Annotated in this window: 14 protein-coding genes and 1 riboswitch; of the genes, 9 read left to right on the top strand and 5 right to left on the bottom strand. The window is 72.6% G+C overall.

Going from position 1 to position 15,300, the window contains the following annotated elements; genetic code table 11:
* The coding region (locus ACFXMF_RS41570) for an MMPL family transporter (RefSeq protein ID WP_380021099.1) at positions 1 to 1,733 on the bottom strand (1,733 nt) is incomplete at its 3' end.
* Positions 1,734 to 1,894: 161 nt separating this feature from the next.
* Between ACFXMF_RS41570 and ACFXMF_RS41565 the strand changes: the two genes are divergently transcribed.
* Together ACFXMF_RS41565 and ACFXMF_RS41560 are read left to right on the top strand one after the other, a co-directional pair.
* Complete coding sequence (locus ACFXMF_RS41565) at positions 1,895 to 2,113, top strand: hypothetical protein (RefSeq protein ID WP_379987961.1); 219 nt, start codon at positions 1,895 to 1,897, stop codon at positions 2,111 to 2,113.
* Positions 2,114 to 2,407: 294 nt separating this feature from the next.
* Positions 2,408 to 2,764, top strand: a complete 357-nt coding sequence (locus ACFXMF_RS41560; RefSeq protein WP_360321474.1) for a hypothetical protein — start codon at positions 2,408 to 2,410, stop codon at positions 2,762 to 2,764.
* A 91-nt stretch (positions 2,765 to 2,855) separates the two neighbouring features.
* Here the strand turns inward: ACFXMF_RS41560 and ACFXMF_RS41555 are convergent, their stop codons facing one another.
* Positions 2,856 to 4,142, bottom strand: a complete 1,287-nt coding sequence (locus ACFXMF_RS41555) for a serine hydrolase domain-containing protein (RefSeq protein WP_379987962.1) — start codon at positions 4,140 to 4,142, stop codon at positions 2,856 to 2,858.
* Between the two features lie 120 nt (positions 4,143 to 4,262).
* On the opposite strand from ACFXMF_RS41555, the gene ACFXMF_RS41550 reads away from it, so the two are divergent.
* Positions 4,263 to 5,438: an epoxide hydrolase family protein gene (locus ACFXMF_RS41550; RefSeq protein WP_360321468.1), complete on the top strand. Its 1,176-nt coding sequence runs from the start codon at positions 4,263 to 4,265 to the stop codon at positions 5,436 to 5,438.
* A gap of 45 nt (positions 5,439 to 5,483) precedes the next feature.
* Here ACFXMF_RS41550 and ACFXMF_RS41545 read toward each other — a convergent pair whose 3' ends face one another.
* Positions 5,484 to 6,146 carry a hypothetical protein gene (locus ACFXMF_RS41545; RefSeq protein ID WP_379987963.1) on the bottom strand — a complete coding sequence of 221 codons (663 nt, stop codon included), beginning with the start codon at positions 6,144 to 6,146 and terminating at the stop codon, positions 5,484 to 5,486.
* A 475-nt stretch (positions 6,147 to 6,621) separates the two neighbouring features.
* Between ACFXMF_RS41545 and ACFXMF_RS41540 the strand changes: the two genes are divergently transcribed.
* From ACFXMF_RS41540 to ACFXMF_RS41515, 6 genes are all read left to right on the top strand, one after another.
* Positions 6,622 to 7,062: a pyridoxamine 5'-phosphate oxidase family protein gene (locus ACFXMF_RS41540; RefSeq protein ID WP_360321462.1), complete on the top strand. Its 441-nt coding sequence runs from the start codon at positions 6,622 to 6,624 to the stop codon at positions 7,060 to 7,062.
* Positions 7,063 to 7,081: 19 nt separating this feature from the next.
* Positions 7,082 to 7,252, top strand: a riboswitch (cobalamin riboswitch).
* 199 nt (positions 7,253 to 7,451) lie between these two features.
* On the top strand, positions 7,452 to 8,951 hold the full coding sequence (locus ACFXMF_RS41535; RefSeq protein WP_360321459.1) for a CoA-acylating methylmalonate-semialdehyde dehydrogenase: 1,500 nt from the start codon (positions 7,452 to 7,454) through the stop codon (positions 8,949 to 8,951).
* Positions 8,952 to 8,955: 4 nt separating this feature from the next.
* Complete coding sequence (locus tag ACFXMF_RS41530; RefSeq protein WP_360321456.1) at positions 8,956 to 10,098, top strand: acyl-CoA dehydrogenase family protein; 1,143 nt, start codon at positions 8,956 to 8,958, stop codon at positions 10,096 to 10,098.
* Positions 10,095 to 11,168, top strand: a complete 1,074-nt coding sequence (locus ACFXMF_RS41525) for an enoyl-CoA hydratase/isomerase family protein (protein ID WP_379987964.1) — start codon at positions 10,095 to 10,097, stop codon at positions 11,166 to 11,168. Before ACFXMF_RS41530 ends, ACFXMF_RS41525 begins: the two co-directional genes overlap by 4 nt.
* On the top strand, positions 11,165 to 12,100 hold the full coding sequence (gene mmsB / locus ACFXMF_RS41520; RefSeq protein WP_379987965.1) for a 3-hydroxyisobutyrate dehydrogenase: 936 nt from the start codon (positions 11,165 to 11,167) through the stop codon (positions 12,098 to 12,100). The genes ACFXMF_RS41525 and mmsB overlap by 4 nt, the downstream gene beginning before the upstream one ends.
* A complete protein-coding gene (locus ACFXMF_RS41515) occupies positions 12,097 to 12,873 on the top strand; it encodes an enoyl-CoA hydratase (protein ID WP_379987966.1) in 777 nt (258 codons plus the stop codon). Before mmsB ends, ACFXMF_RS41515 begins: the two co-directional genes overlap by 4 nt.
* A 12-nt stretch (positions 12,874 to 12,885) precedes the next feature.
* On the opposite strand, the gene ACFXMF_RS41510 is transcribed toward ACFXMF_RS41515, so the two are convergent.
* Complete coding sequence (locus ACFXMF_RS41510; protein WP_380021097.1) at positions 12,886 to 13,401, bottom strand: S26 family signal peptidase; 516 nt, start codon at positions 13,399 to 13,401, stop codon at positions 12,886 to 12,888.
* A gap of 12 nt (positions 13,402 to 13,413) precedes the next feature.
* The gene (locus ACFXMF_RS41505) at positions 13,414 to 15,279 is read right to left on the bottom strand and encodes an ABC transporter ATP-binding protein (RefSeq protein WP_379991732.1); all 1,866 of its coding nucleotides are present in this window, start codon (positions 15,277 to 15,279) and stop codon (positions 13,414 to 13,416) included.
* Between the last annotated feature and the right edge of the window lie 21 nt (positions 15,280 to 15,300).

Raw genomic sequence — 15,300 nt, 5'->3', positions numbered from 1 at the left:
AAGTCGAACAGGTGCCGGAACGCCAGCGCGCTGACGCCCAGCGCCGCGGTATAGGACAACACCACGGTGGCGATCAGCACGACCGGTGCGACCAGGGCACGCAGCAGCAGCGCCAGGATCACCAGCACCACCGCGAGGATCACCGGGATCAGCAACTGCTGGTCCCGGGCCGAGGCCCGGTTGCTGTCGAGTTGGGCCGCGGTACCGCCGCCCACGAGGGCGTCGGCCTGCGGCACCGCGTGCACGGCGGCCCGGGCGTCGTCGACGGTGTCGCGGGCCGCGCCGCTGTCGGCGGCGTCGACCAGGGTCGCCTCCACGTACGACCGCCCGTCGCGCTCCGCCGGCACGCCCGGCGGCACCCGCACACTGTTCGGCACCACGCCGGAGACCCCCGCCAGCGACGCGCGGACGCCGTCCATCGCACCGGTGTCGGCGATCACCTGGAGCGGCTGCCCGGTCCCCGCCGGGAAGTAGCGGGCCTGGACCTCCTGGCCGACCACCGAGTCGGGCTTGTCGGTGAAGCTCTCGGCGGTGGTGAGCCCGGTGGCGTTCAGCGCCAACAGGCCCAGGGACAGTGCGGCCAGGATCGCCGACGTACCGATCCACACGGCACGCGGCCGGCGGGCGATGCGTCGCCCGATCCGGGCCCACCGGCCGGTCTCCGTCGGCTCGGGCGAACCCAGGTGCGGGATGGCCGGCCAGAAGATCCACCGCCCGACGATCAGCAGCACCGCCGGGAACAGGGTCAGCATCGCCGACAGAGCCACCGCGACACCGACCGCGGCGACCGGCCCGAGACCGTTGGTCGAGTTCATCTCGGCGGCGAGCAGGCAAAGCATGCCAACGATCACCGTCGAGGCACTGGCGATCACCGCGGGGCCGGCGCGGTGCAGGGCGAGCGCCATCGCCTCGTGCCGGTCCTCGTGTCGGCGCAACTCCTCCCGGTAACGGGCGACCAGCAGCAGCGCGTAGTCGGTGCCGGCGCCGAAGACCAGGACGGTCAGGATGCCCGCGCTCTGCGCGTTGACCACCAGGGACGCGTGCCGGGCCAGCACGTAGACCACCGCCTGCGCGGCGACCAGCGCGCCGACCACGCACACCACCGGGATCACGAGCAGGGTCGGGCTGCGGTAGGTGAACAGCAGGATCACCACGACCACGCCCAGGGCCGCGAACAGCAACGTCCCGTCGATGCCCTGGAACGCGTCGCTGCTGTCGGCGGCGACACCGGCGGGGCCGGTGATGTGCGTTTCAAGTCCGGTGTCCGGGTTGGCGTTCACGATCGCGCGGAGGTCGTCGACGGCCTTGGCGATGCTGTTCCAGCCGTTTTCGCCGAAGGTGATCGGCACCAGGATCAGCGCGGCGCGCGCGTCGCCGGCCCGGTCGGGAACCGGACCCTGCACCTGGGTGCCGAGGATCCCGTGGTCGTCGAGGGTGCGCATCCGCGCGGCGTCGGCGGCGATCGTCGCGTCGTCGGCCGGGGTCAGGCCCGAGTCGCGGGCGAACACCACGACGGCGGTGACGTTTTGCGGCAGGAACGCCTTCGACTGGTCGACGACCTTGGTCGACTCGGCGTTGCCGGGCAACCACGCGGAGGCGTCGTTCTTCTCCGCGTCCATCAACTTGCTCGCGGCCGGCCCGGCCGCGGCCAGTACCAGGATCCAGAGCACGAGAATGATCCACTTGCTGCGCCGGCCACAGACCAGCCGCGCCACTCGCCCCGCTCCACCCATCCCCGACACCTCCACCGCTCGGAGAACGTCCCGGTGTCGCCCGAGGTGCACTCTCCTCAGGATGGCACCGGGTATCGCATCACGCGTCCGCTGGAGCCGCGCCGGCCGCCCGGGGCCGGCGGCGGTGGCCGAACGAACCGGGGTGCGCGACCGTGGAAGGCATGAGCGACAAGGCGCACGGCCGCTTCGACCTCGTCGTCGAGGCGTATCGCCCGGGTGATTCGTACCGGCTGGTGATGCTCGCCGACGGCACCTACCGACAACTGCACACCCGCCGGGAGCTGGCCGACCTCGCCGCGCGGCTCGGCCTCGATCCGGCCGACCGGGACCGGGTCGCCTGGGAGGGCGGCGACGAGTGGCCGGCGGACCACGCGGGGTGACACCGGCGTCGAGCGGCAACCGGGCGACGGGCCTGCACCGAGGCCGATTTCACATGCCCGCAGCACAATTGCCGGCCGATTCGCATGGCGGTGTGATCCGCCTCCGGCTACGCTTCGGCGTCCACCGGAGGTGCAGGCGCCGGGGCCGGGGCGGCCGGCTGTCGCCGGGTCCGGTGATTCCCTCGTTTTTGTCTCGTTTGCGTATCGGACCGTGCGCGGACTCCCGGCGTGCGGTGGACTCGATGAAGCGGAACGGCCCGCCCCTGCGGGCGTGTTCTTCGACGTGGGATGGGGATGGGGGAGACAGTGACCGACACCTGGGACTGTGAGTGTCTGGTGGAGCAGGGCCGTGCGCGGGTGGTGGTACCGAGGATCGTGGACGCGTCCGTCGCGCATCGCCTGCGCAAGGACCTGGTGGCGCGCATCAACGCGTTGAGCGACGACGTCGTCGCGGTGACGTTCGACCTGATGGACACGCAGGTGCTGGACGATGCGGGAGCGGCGGCGATCGCCTCCGCGTACCGACACGCCTTCCTGCTCGGGCTGCGCCCCACCTGGCGGGCATCGGCACCGGACACGCGCGCCGCGCTGCTCGGCGCGGACGGCGAACTCCGCACGGGTGAGCACGCGTTGGACGTCCACCCCGGGTAACCGGGCGGTTCCGCGCGCACGGATCGCGGGTGCGGGCCTGCGCGCCCGCACCCGGTTCCGCCTTCGCCCCCGAGTCACCGGGGGCGCGAGGCTAGGTGGCCGTGCCCGGGAAGACCTTCGAGAAGACGAGTTTGGTGATTTCGTCGGCCGGCGCGTTGCCGTCCGGCGACTGGTTGAGGTTGACCAGGACCACGACCGTCGCGCAGGACTGCGGGTTGTACCCCACGAAGCTGTTGTAGCCGGGCAACTGGCCGTCATGGCCCAGGAATCCGCCGAAGTTCGCGATCGCGAGCCCGTAGCCGGGCGCGCCGGGTCGGTCGGAGGTGGGCACGAAGGTCAACCGCTCGCGCTGCAGCTCCGCGTCGAGCAGGGTGCCGGTGGCCAGGGCCGGGGCCCAGCGCAGCAGGTCGTCGAGGGTGGATACCGCGGCGCCGGCCGACCAGGCCCACGAGGGGTTCGCGTCGGTGACGTCCTTGGGGTTGCCGGCCGACCAGTCCGCCCAGGCCGCGTCCTTGCCGGTGAGCACCGGCGCGGTCAGGCTCGCCACGTTGCCGATGAACTCGTAGCCGTGCGCGTGTGGGAGCGGCAGCCCGGAGTCGTTCGCCAGGCTGCTCTCGGACATGCCGAGCGGCTCGAACACGCGTTGGCGGAACAGCTCGGCGAGCGGCTGCCCGGTGAGCTGCTCGGCGATCAGTCCGAGCAGGATCGTGTTGGTGTTGGAGTAGTGGAACCCGCCCCCGGGCGGGAAGTACGCGGGATGCGCGAACGCGATCGCCAGCAGTTCCTCCGGGGTCCACACGGTTTGCGGGTGCTCGTCGAGCGTGCGGTTGAAGCCGGGATCCTCGCTGTAGTTGTACAGACCGCTGGTCATTTGCAGCAGTTGCCGGATGGTGATGTGTTGCCCGTCGGGTACGTCCGGCCGGAAGGCGGCCACCGGGTCCTCCAGGGACAACCGTCCCGCCTGGACGAGTTGCAGGATGATCGTCCCGGTGAAGGTCTTCGTGATACTGCCGACCCGCATGTGGTCCGCGGTGCGGATGGGGGTCCCGTCGGCCAGGTTGCCGGTGCCCAGGGTCGTGGTCCAGGTGCCCCATTCGGGGGTGCGGATGGAGACGATCGCGCCGGGGACGCGCAGTCGCTGCATCAGGGCGACCAGTTCGGGGGTCAGGGTCTCGGCGAAGGGCGGCGCCGGTTGCGCGACGTCGGCGAAAGCGGGCGATCGCGTCGGGATCGAGGTGCCCGGCGCCGGGGCGGCGGCCGTCAGGCTCAGCAGCGTCGCCGCCGTCACCGCGGCGAGTCGGGCCCGGCGCCGGGCCGGCCCGGTGCGGCGCGGACGTTGTTTCGGGATCCGGGGCGGACGCGACAGTCGGATGCGCACGTGGGGTCCGTTTCGTTCGAGAGCGTGGGCCCCCAGACATACCCGGCCCACCGGCGGCGCGGCCGATGTTGCGCCACCGGTGGGCGTGTTCACGCTCCGGGCCCGGTTAGCATGCGTTCCATGTCGGATGCCCTGCCTCGCCCCGAGCCTTTCGTCTCGCAGACCGCGCCCGCGGCGTCGGAGGACCTGCGGTCGCGGTTGCGCGCGACGCGCCTGCCGGATACGCCCGAGGAGGCCGGGTGGGCGCTCGGGACCGATCTCGACTACCTGCGCGAGCTCCTCGCCTACTGGGCGGACGGCTTCGACTGGCCCGCGCAGGAGGCGGCACTCGCCCGGTTGCCCCGCTTCCGGGTGCCGCTCGGCGGTCTTCGGACCCACTTCGTGCACGCCCGGGCGGTCGCGCCGACCGGGCCGGTGTTGCCGTTGGTGCTCGGCCACGGCTGGCCGGACTCGTTCTGGCGCTACACGAAGGTGATCCCGCTCCTCACCGATCCCGGCGCGCACGGCGCCGACCCCGCCGACGCGTTCGACGTGGTGGTGCCGGACATGCCGGGCTTCGGATACTCCGACCGCCCCACCGGCGCGGCACTCGACACGATCGCCGTCGCCGGCCTGTGGGCCGAACTCATGGACATCCTGGGCTATCCGCGCTTCGGCGCGGCCGGCGGCGACCTGGGCAGCCACGTGAGCCGCTACCTCGCGCTCGACCACCCCGACCGGGTCGTGGCCGTCCACCGTACGGACGCGGGCCTGCCCGTGTTCACCGGCGACCCGGCGGACCTGGCGCCCGAGGAACGCGCCTGGCTCGACGAGGCGATCGCCTGGGGCGGCACCGAGGGCGCCTACGCCGCGATGCACCGCACCAAGCCGCAGACCGCCGCCGTCGGACTCAACGACTCGCCGGCCGGGCTCGCCGCGTGGATCGTCGAGAAGCTCCGGGGGTGGAGCGACTGCGCCGGCGAGGTGGAGCGGTCCTTCACCAAGGACGAGATCCTCACGAACCTCTCCCTGTACTGGTTCACCGAGACGATCGGCTCGTCGATGCGCATGTACCGGGCGAACGCCGCGATCCCGCTCGCGCAGCACGCCCGGCGGGTGGAAGTACCCTCCGGATTCTCGCTCTTCGCCGGTGACGTCGTGCGCCCGCCGCGGGCCTGGCTGGAGCGCATGACGAACGTCGTGCGAGTGACCGAGCCCCCGCGCGGCGGGCACTTCGCGGCGTTCGAGGAGCCCGAGCTGTACGCGGAGGAGCTGCGCGCGTTCTTCCGGCCCTATCGGGCGGCGCTGTCGCGGTAGCCCCGGGCCGGTGTTGCGGTGTCGATGGTGCGCGCCGGGCGGTGTTCAGTGGTGGGCCGTGACGATCGCGCGCTCGCGCGGGCCGGTCCGGGGGTGCAGGTAGCCGATCGTGGCGGCGGTCACGTCCCGGAAGCCGGCCAGTTCGGCTTCGTCGGCCAGCGCGAGGGCGGCGAGCCAGGACAGGCCGGGGACCTTCCCGAGGGCCCGGCCGGCCCGGGGCGGGTCGTCGGCCACCACCAGGCCGCCGGTGCCGGCCGGCGACCAGGCGCGGACCCGTTCCAGGATCGAACGCAGGCCCCGGGTCGGGTGGTTCGGCCGGCAGCCGAGGCCGTCGGCGTAGACGACGATCCGGGCACCGCTCGGCAACGTCCGGTCCGGGACGTCCGCACGCACGACGTCGACGCCTTGGCGGCGGGCCGGGTCGACGGCCTCCGGTGGCACGTCCACGGCGAGCACTCGGTGTCCGGCGCGCGCCAGTTCGGCTTCGACCGGCCCGGTGCCGCGGCCCAGGCTCAGCAGTACCGGGTCGGGGCCTCGGTCCAGTAGGCGGGCCAGGTGGGCGACCATCCAGATCCGGTATTCGGGGTCGTAGGTCGCGGGCGTGCGTAAATCCCCCGCGGGAACGCCGTGTCCACGCTTCGGCCGGCGGCCGGGGCGGCCGCCGGGGGCCGCGCTGCAGCGCACGCGCGGCGATTCGAGGTCGGTCATCGTTTCCTCGTATTCCTGGCAGGCGTCCGGCAGCCGCACGGCGGCCGGACGGGTGGATCAAGTGGGTGGGCCCTGGGGCGGCGGGCGGGGCGCCCGGTGTCGCGTGTGCATCCGTGCCCGGCCGCTCGGCCGCCGACGCGCGCATCGGACGGAGCACGGAAGCACCGGCAGGGCGCACTCCCCCGAAGCGCACGCCCTGCGACCTCGACGTCCCGCGGGGACCGCTGCTCCCCGATCCCCCGCCGGCCGAGGACCTTCGCCGAACCCGACCGGGCCCAACGGCCCTGCTCGACCGCACGGACCGGGAGCAGAGTCGGGGGTGCGGCCGACCCACCGGGTCGGCCCGCACGGAGAGCGCGGTCGAGCCCGGCCGTACCTGCTTCGTGCGCAGCCGAGGTCGGCCCGGCCGCCGCACCCATCGCCCGGGGAAGCGGCCGGACCGGCCCCCGGTCGGGGGCGGGCCAAAGGGTTGGAAATGAGCGAAGACGCCGTGCTGAAACGTCCCCTCGGTCGCCATGAGGCGTTGCGGTTGATGGCCGACGCCCGACTGGGACGCGTCGTGGTGAGCGAGGGCGCGCTGCCGGCCGTGCACCTGGTGGCGTTCGCCGTCGATCGCGAGTGTGTGGTGTTCCGGGCCCCGCTCGACTCCTCGCTCGCGAAGGCCGCGCACGACGCGGTGGTCGCGTTCCAGGCCGACCACGTCGACCGGGCCACCCGCACCGGCTGGACGGGCACCGTGACCGGACACGCCTCCCGGGTCGGCGATCCGCACGTCGTCGCCCACCTGGATCGTCTGCTGCCCGACCTCGACGGCCTCGGCGAGGATCAGGTGTGGATCCGGGTCACCTCGGAACTCGTCACCGGACTCGCCCTCGAACGCCGGCCGTCGGGGCACGGCCGGCACTGGACTTACTAGGACGTCCGACTATATCGTCTTCAACTACAAGGTCCGCGGTGCAGGGAAGTCGGTGTGAATCCGGCATGGTCCCGCCACTGTGACCGGGGAGTGCGCTGCCGCAGCACCAAGCCACTGGCGAAGGCCGGGAAGGCGGGCATCGTGCGTCGATCCGGAAGTCAGGATACCGGCCGCGGGTATATCCGTGTTGTCCACGAGGATGGAGCAAACACGCATGACACCGGTCCGCGCCCTCGCCCCGGATGATCCTGCGAACGTCGAACCCACCAGGTTTTCCTGACCACTTCGACGTCGACCCGCACCGGGCAACCACGCGCACCCGCGCCGACGTTGCACACCCGGGTCGTGCCCCGACCTCCGGATCGCACCCGACGAGAGACAGGTCGTTCATGGTCCGCGAACTTTCCCATTTCATCGGCGGCAAGCACGTCCCCGGCGCATCCGGCGCGTTCGGCGACGTGTACGACCCCAACACCGGTCGAGTACAGGCACGCGTTCCGCTCGCGGATCGCGCCGACACCCTGGCCGCCATCGCCGACGCCGAGCAGGCCCAACCCGCGTGGGCCGCCTGGAACCCGCAGCGGCGCGCCCGAGTCCTGGCCCGCTTCCTGCAACTGGTCGAACCCGAACGCGAGTCGCTGGCCCGGCTGCTGTCGGCCGAGCACGGCAAGACCATCGCCGACGCCCACGGCGACCTGCAACGCGGCCTGGAGGTCGTGGAGTTCGCCACCGGCATCCCGCACCTGCTCAAGGGCGAGTTCACCGACAACGCGGGCTCCGGCATCGATGTGCACTCGATGCGCCAACCCCTCGGCGTGGTCGCCGGCATCACCCCGTTCAACTTCCCGGCGATGATCCCGCTGTGGAAGATCGCGCCGGCCATCGCCTGCGGCAACGCGTTCGTGCTCAAGCCCTCGGAGCGCGACCCCTCGGTGCCACTGCGCCTGGCCGAACTCTTCGTCGAGGCGGGCCTGCCGCCCGGCGTGCTGAACGTGGTCCACGGCGGCAAGGAGAGCGTCGACACACTCCTGACCGACCCGCGCGTACAGGCCCTGGGCTTCGTCGGCTCGACCGCGATCGCCGAGTACGTCTACACCTCCGCCACCGCGAACGGCAAGCGCGCCCAGTGCTTCGGCGGCGCCAAGAACCACCTGATCGTGATGCCGGACGCGGACCTCGACCAGGTCGTCGAGGCGCTGATCGGTGCCGGCTACGGCTCCGCCGGGGAACGCTGCATGGCCATCTCCGTGGCGGTTCCGGTCGGCGCGGAGACCGCCGACGCGCTGGTGGAAAAGCTCGTCGCCCGGATCGCCACGCTGCGCGTGGGCCCCTCGCACGACCCGGACGCCGACTTCGGCCCGCTGGTCGGCCGGGACGCGCTCGATCGGGTGCACGGCTACCTGGACATCGGCGTCGCCGAGGGCGCCAAGCTGCTCGTGGACGGCCGCGACGTGCGCGTACCCGGCCACGAGGACGGCTACTTCGTCGGCGCGTCGCTGTTCGACCACGTGACGACCTCGATGCGGGTGTACCGCGAGGAGATCTTCGGCCCGGTGTTGTCCGTGGTCCGCGCGGCCTCCTACGAGGACGCGCTGCGGCTGCCGAGCGAGCACGAGTACGGCAACGGCGTGGCCATCTTCACCCGGGACGGCGACACCGCCCGCGACTTCGGCCGCCGGGTGAACACCGGCATGGTCGGCGTCAACGTGCCCATCCCGGTGCCGGTGGCCTATCACACCTTCGGTGGCTGGAAACGATCCGGATTCGGCGACCTCAACCAGCACGGGCCCGACTCGATCCGCTTCTACACCCGGACCAAGACGATCACCTCGCGCTGGCCCTCGACCGCGCGCGAGAGCGCGAACTTCGACATCCCCACGATGGACTGACCCGGTGACCACGCTCACCGACGACCAGCTCGCGATCGTCGAAACCACCCGGGACTTCGCCCGCGAACACCTCGCCCCGAACGCGATCGAATGGGATCGCACCAGCCACTTCCCCGTCGACGTCCTGCGCAAGGGCGCCGACCTCGGCCTCGGCGGCATCACCGTCCGCGAGGACGCGGGCGGTTCGGGGCTCGATCGGCTCGACTCCGCGCTGATCCACGAGGCGCTGGCGGGCGGTTGCCCGACCATCGCCGCCTACTACTCGATCCACAACATGGTCGCCGCGACCATCGACCGGCACGGTACGCCGGAGCAGCGCGCCCGCTGGCTCCCGGGGCTGTGCTCGATGCGAGATCTGGCCGGCTACTGCCTGACCGAGCCGGGAGCCGGCTCCGACGCCGCCGCGCTGCGCACCCGCGCCACCCGCGACGGCGACGACTATCTCCTGCACGGCGTCAAGCAGTTCATCTCCGGCGCCGGCTCCGCCGCGGTGTACCTGGTGATGGCGCGCACCGGCGCCGACGGCGCCGACGGCATCTCCGCGTTCGTCGTGCAGGGCGACGCCGACGGGCTGTCCTTCGGGCCCAACGAACGCAAGATGGGCTGGCACGCCCAGCCCACCCGCCAGGTGATCCTGGACGGCGTGCGGGTGCCCGCAGGCCACCGGCTCGGCGCCGAGGGCGACGGGTTCAAGATCGCGATGGGCGCCCTCGACGGCGGCCGGATCGGCATCGCCGCCTGCTCGTTGGGTGGCGCGCAAGCCGCGCTGGATGCCGCCGTGCGCCATCTCACCGACCGCGAGGCGTTCGGCTCGGCGCTCATCGACGCGCAGGCCCTGCGCTTCCAACTCGCGGACATGGCCACCGAACTGGAGGCCGCCCGCACGCTGGTGTGGCACGCTGCCTCCTCGCTCGACGAGGGCGACCCCAGGGCCTCGCAACTGTGCGCGATGGCCAAGCGGTTCGCCACCGACACCGCCTTCTCGGTGGCCGACCGGGCACTGCAACTGCACGGCGGATACGGCTACCTCGCCGACTACGGCATCGAGAAGATCGTTCGCGATCTGCGGGTGCACCGCATTCTCGAAGGAACCAACGAGATCATGCGCGTGATCGTCGCGCGCGGACTGATCGGAGCGGCCCGATGACCCCGACCACGGACCAGGATCCGGTACTGACCCACCGGCAGGCGGCACTGGGCCGGATCGTGCTGAACCGGCCCAGGGCGCTGAACGCGCTCACCCACGACATGGTGTCGCGGATCGACGCCGCGCTGACCGCGTGGGAACACGACGACGACGTACGGCTGGTGGCGATCACCGGCGCGGGCGAGCGCGGGCTGTGCGCGGGCGGCGACATCCGCGCCATCCACGCCGACGCCGTCTCCGGCGGCACCGCGAGTCTGGACTTCTGGCGCGACGAGTACCGGCTCAACGCCCGCATCGCCCGCTACCCCAAGACCTACGTCGCCGTCATGGACGGCATCGTGATGGGCGGCGGGGTCGGCATCTCCGCGCACGGCGGCCTGCGCATCGTCACCGAACGCTCGACCGTCGCCATGCCCGAGACCGGCATCGGATTCGTCCCCGACGTCGGCGGCACCCACCTGCTCGCCCGCGCCCCGGGCGAGTCGGGCACCCACCTGGCGCTGACCGGCTCCGCCATCGGCCCCGGCGACGCCATCACCTGCGGCCTCGCCGACCACTTCGTGCCCTCGCATCGGCTGGACGCGATGCTCGACGCGCTGGCCACCGGCGAACCGGCCGACGTCCTCGCGCGCTTCGCCGAACCGGCCCCCACCGGCGAACTCGCCGAGCGGCGCGCCTGGATCGACGCGTGCTACGCGGGCGACAGTGTCGAGGAGATCCTCGATCGCCTGGACCACAGCGGGGATCCGGCGGCCGGGCAGGCCGCCGAGCAGATCCGCGCCAAGTCGCCCACCGCGCTCAAGGTGACCCTGGCGAGCCTGCGCCGGGCCCGCGAACTCGGTTCGCTGGAGGCCGTGTTGGCGCAGGAGTACCGGGTGTCGAGCGCGGCGCTGCGAACGCCCGACCTCGCCGAGGGCATCCGCGCCCAGGTGATCGACAAGGATCGCGCCCCGCGCTGGTCGCCCCCGACGCTCGACGCCGTGCAGCCCGAGGACGTGGCCCGATTCTTCCGCGCACCGGCCGAGGGCGCCTCGGGCCCGGAATTCACGACCGCGGAGGCCGGCCGATGACCACCCGCGTCGCCTTCGTCGGACTGGGCAACATGGGCGGCCCGATGGCCGCCAACCTGGTCGCCGCCGGACACATCGTCACCGGCTTCGACCTGGCCCCGCAGGCCCTGGAGCCGGCCCGGAACCACGGTGTGCGGATCGCCGCGTCACCCGCGGCGGCGGTCGCCGACGCGGACGTGGTGATCACCATGTTGCCCAGCGGCACCCACGTCCTGGACTGTTACCGGGGCCCGAACGCGCTGCCGGCCGCCGCGCCGGCCGACGCGGTGTTCGTCGACTGTTCCACGATCGACGTCGCCGACGCGCACGCCGCGCACGCCGCGGTGCGCGAATCCGGTCGCCGCGCCCTGGACGCGCCGGTCTCCGGTGGTGTGGTCGGCGCGGTCGCCGGCACGCTCACCTTCATGGTCGGCGCCGACGACGCGGACTTCGCCGCGATCGAGCCGCTGCTGACCGCGATGGGCCGGCGGGTCGTGCACTGCGGGCCGCCCGGCGCCGGACAGGCCGCGAAGATCTGCAACAACATGATCCTGGGCGCCACGATGATCGCGGTGAGCGAGGCGTTCGTCCTGGGCGAGCACCTCGGACTCTCGCACCAGGCGCTGTTCGACGTCGCCTCGGCCGCCTCCGGGCAGTGCTGGGCACTGACCACGAACTGCCCGGTACCCGGGCCGGTTCCGGCGAGTCCGGCCAACCACGACTACCGGCCCGGGTTCGCCGGCGCGCTGATGGCCAAGGACCTGCGGCTGGCCGCCAACGCGATCCGTGCCGGCGGCGTGGCGGCCGAACTGGGCCTGCACGCCGCCGAGATATACGCGGCCTTCGCCGAGAACGGCGGCGCCGACCGCGACTTCTCCGCCGTCGTCCACGCCATCCGGGAGCAGACCGGCGCCACCGCCACCGCCACCGCCGAAGGGAACGACCCCGCATGACCGAGTACGAGACGATCCTGGTCGAGCGGCACGAGCGCACGGCGCTGATCACGCTCAACCGTCCCAAGGCACTCAACGCCCTCAACCTGCGGGTGATGGCCGAAGTGGTCGACGCCGCGACCACCCTCGACCGCGACCCCGACGTCGGCGCGCTGGTGATCACCGGGTCCGCGAAGGCGTTCGCCGCGGGCGCCGACATCAAGGAGATGCAACCCAACGACTATCTCGACGTCTACCTCTCCGACTGGTTCTCCGCGTGGGACCGACTCGGCGACGTCCGCAAGCCCACCATCGCGGCGGTCTCCGGCTACGCGCTGGGCGGCGGGTGCGAACTGGCGATGTTGTGCGACATCCTGCTCGCCGCCGACACCGCCGTCTTCGGCCAGCCCGAGATCAAGCTCGGCGTCATCCCCGGCATCGGCGGCTCGCAACGACTGACCCGCGCGATCGGCAAGGCCAAGGCGATGGACCTGTGTCTGACCGGACGCACGATGAACGCGGACGAGGCCGAACGCGCCGGCCTGGTCTCGCGCATCGTGCCCGCGGCCGACCTGCTCACCGAGGCCCTGGCCACCGCCGCGACCATCGCGGGCATGTCCACGCCGATCGCGATGATGGCCAAGGAGAGCGTCAACCGCGCCTTCGAGACCACCCTGGCCGAGGGCGTGCGCTTCGAACGGCGGCTGTTCCACGCCACCTTCGCGACGGCGGACCAGAAGGAGGGCATGGCGGCGTTCACCGAGAAGCGCCCGCCGTCGTTCCGACACCGCTGAGCCGGCGGCCGCTCAGCGGCGGGTGTGGAGTCTGCGCACGACCACGCCGAGGATGTCGGCGCGTTCGAGATAGCCGAGCCGGCGGGAATCGTGACTGTGTGCCGCGTTGTCGCCCAACAGGACGAACCGGTGTGGCGGTACCGGCCGGCCGGCCTCGGCGGCGAGCGCGGGACCCAGGCCCCGCGGAACCGGGTCGCCGGGGCCGGCCACGACCCGCTTGATCATCCGGCCCCGGGCCTGCGGCAGCGCACCAACGGCCGGTCGGCCGGACGTCGCGCGCGTCGGGCCCGGCTCCCCCGGCGGGTCACCGGAGGGTGGTCGCCACTCGGCGACCACCACCCGCCCGGCGGCCGGGTCGGCGTGCCCGCGCCGGCCCGGCCGGCGCACCAACACCCGGTCGCCGCTGCGGTACGTCGGTTCCATGCTGGCACCGGCGACGGTGATCACGATCAGCCGGCGCCGGGCCGCCAGGGCGGCCCCGAACACCACGACCAACACCGGCACCAGCCTGCCGCGCGGCAGCCACACGGGAGTACCTCCTCAGGAGACGAGCGAGTCGGGGATGTCGTCGGATCCGCGCCGATAACCGCCGGCCTGCATCGTGAACAACCGGGCGTAGGCCCCGCCGGCCCGCATCAGCTCGTCGTGCGTGCCCTGTTCGCCGATCCGGCCGTCTTCGAGCACCACCAGCAGGTCCGCGTCGCGCAGTGCACCGAGCCGGTGCGAGATCAACAGGCTCGTCCGGCCCGCGCGGTGTTCGCGCAGCCGCAGATGAATCTCCTGCTCGGCCTCGGCGTCGAGCCCGGAGCTGGGTTCGTCCAGGATCAGCAGGTCGGCGTCGGCGCGCAGCAACGACCGGGCCAGGGCGATGCGTTGCCACTGTCCACCGGAGAGCACCACGCCGGTGCCCGGGTCGTCCCGGTCCTCCTCGGAGAAGAAGATCCGGCTGAGCATGGTGCGGTAGCCGTCGGGCAGGCGCAATATCGCGTCGTGCATGCCGGCCAGGCGCGCGGCCCGCTCGACGGCGTCCGGTTCGGTCAGCCGGTCCAGGTCGCCGAGTGCGATGTTCTCGCCGGCGGTGAGGTCGTACTCCATGTAGTCCTGGAAGGTGGCCCCGATCCGCCGGCGCAACTCGGCCGGGTGGAACTCCCGCAGGTCGATCCCGTCCCACGACACCCGGCCCCGGTCCGGGTCGTACAGCCGGCACAGGAGCTTGATGAGCGTCGTCTTGCCCGCGCCGTTGAGTCCGACCAATCCCACGGAACTCCCGGCGGGGATGCTGAGGTTCACCCCGCGCAGCACCCAGGGATGGGTCGGTCCGTAGCGAAACCACACGTCGTGCAGCTCGATGCCGTGCCCGAGCGTGGGCACCGGCTCCGGGCGGGAGCACACCGGCAGGTCGTCCTTCGTCTCCCGGACCACGACGTAGTGGTCGAAGAGCAGGAGCGCCTGATGCCCGCCGGCGATGTCGTTGGCCAGCGCGGCAAGTGCCGTCTGTACGGCGGGCAGCGCGGCCACGAGCAGCGCGACGCCACCGATGCTGATGCCGCCCCGTCCCGCCTCCCGAACCGCCCACAGCAGGCCCAGCCCGGCCACCACCGAGGCGAGCACGCCGAGGCCGAGTTGGATCGCCAACTCCCGGCGGTCCACCGCCTGTTTCGCCGCGTCGGCCCGGCGGCGTTCGGCGAGCATGCGCCCGCGCAGGAAGCCGCCGATGCCGAACAGCCGGATCTCCTTGGCCGCCTGCAGGTTGGTCAACAGTTGGAAGTAGAACATCTCGCGGCGCTCCGCCGGCCCGATCTCCCAGAGCATCGCGGCCCGACGGCGGCTCATCGCCAACTCGCCGAGCAGTACCGGGACTCCGGCCAGGAGCACGGCGGTCGCCAACAGCGGGCTCAGCACCACGAGCGAGCCGAGGAAGCCGCCGATGGTGAGCGCACCGCCCAGCACCCCCAACGTGCTGTTGACCGCCTGCGTCGGCGTCATGCCGCCGGCCTGCTGGGCCAGCCGCAACCGGTCGAGAAAGCGCGGGTCCTCGAACCTGCTCAGGCCGGTCAGGTCGTCGACGGCCCGGTAGAGGCGGTCCTGGGCGCGCAGCGCGGTCGCGCGTTGCGTCTGGGCCTGGATGTACTGGGCCAGGTGCGGCACGGCGGCGGCGGCCACTCCGGTCGCGGCGAGCAGCGCGGCCGGCGCCAGGACCGCATCGATTCCGCCGCCCGCGGCGAGCCGGTCCAGGACCGCCCGCACGGTCCACGCGGCGGCGATGGGCAACACCGCGCCCAGGGCGGTCAGCAGGGTCAGCGCCGCGAGTTGCCGGGGCGCCGCCCGAAAGGCGAGGCCGGTCGCCGCCCGCAACACCGCGGCCAGCCGTCGCGGGCCCGGCGTCGACGTCGCCGGCGTGCTCACGAGGCCGCGGGCACGACGGCC

Source organism: Embleya sp. NPDC059213, assembly GCF_042754445.1.
Taxonomy (GTDB): Bacteria; Actinomycetota; Actinomycetes; order Streptomycetales; family Streptomycetaceae; genus Embleya.
Note: the sequence above shows the minus strand (reverse complement) of the source record. Positions and strands in the feature narration are given on the sequence as shown.

What these genes read in the sequence shown, in the direction of transcription:
- ACFXMF_RS41525 (WP_379987964.1), top strand. Translation starts at nt 10,095, where the DNA reads ATGACCCCGACCACGGACCAGGATCCGGTACTGACCCACCGGCAGGCG.
- mmsB (WP_379987965.1), top strand. Translation starts at nt 11,165, where the DNA reads ATGACCACCCGCGTCGCCTTCGTCGGACTGGGCAACATGGGCGGCCCG.
- ACFXMF_RS41515 (WP_379987966.1), top strand. Translation starts at nt 12,097, where the DNA reads ATGACCGAGTACGAGACGATCCTGGTCGAGCGGCACGAGCGCACGGCG.
- ACFXMF_RS41540 (WP_360321462.1), top strand. Translation starts at nt 6,622, where the DNA reads ATGAGCGAAGACGCCGTGCTGAAACGTCCCCTCGGTCGCCATGAGGCG.
- ACFXMF_RS41560 (WP_360321474.1), top strand. Translation starts at nt 2,408, where the DNA reads ATGGGGGAGACAGTGACCGACACCTGGGACTGTGAGTGTCTGGTGGAG.
- ACFXMF_RS41550 (WP_360321468.1), top strand. Translation starts at nt 4,263, where the DNA reads ATGTCGGATGCCCTGCCTCGCCCCGAGCCTTTCGTCTCGCAGACCGCG.
- ACFXMF_RS41545 (WP_379987963.1), bottom strand. Translation starts at nt 6,146, where the DNA reads ATGACCGACCTCGAATCGCCGCGCGTGCGCTGCAGCGCGGCCCCCGGC.
- ACFXMF_RS41565 (WP_379987961.1), top strand. Translation starts at nt 1,895, where the DNA reads ATGAGCGACAAGGCGCACGGCCGCTTCGACCTCGTCGTCGAGGCGTAT.
- ACFXMF_RS41535 (WP_360321459.1), top strand. Translation starts at nt 7,452, where the DNA reads ATGGTCCGCGAACTTTCCCATTTCATCGGCGGCAAGCACGTCCCCGGC.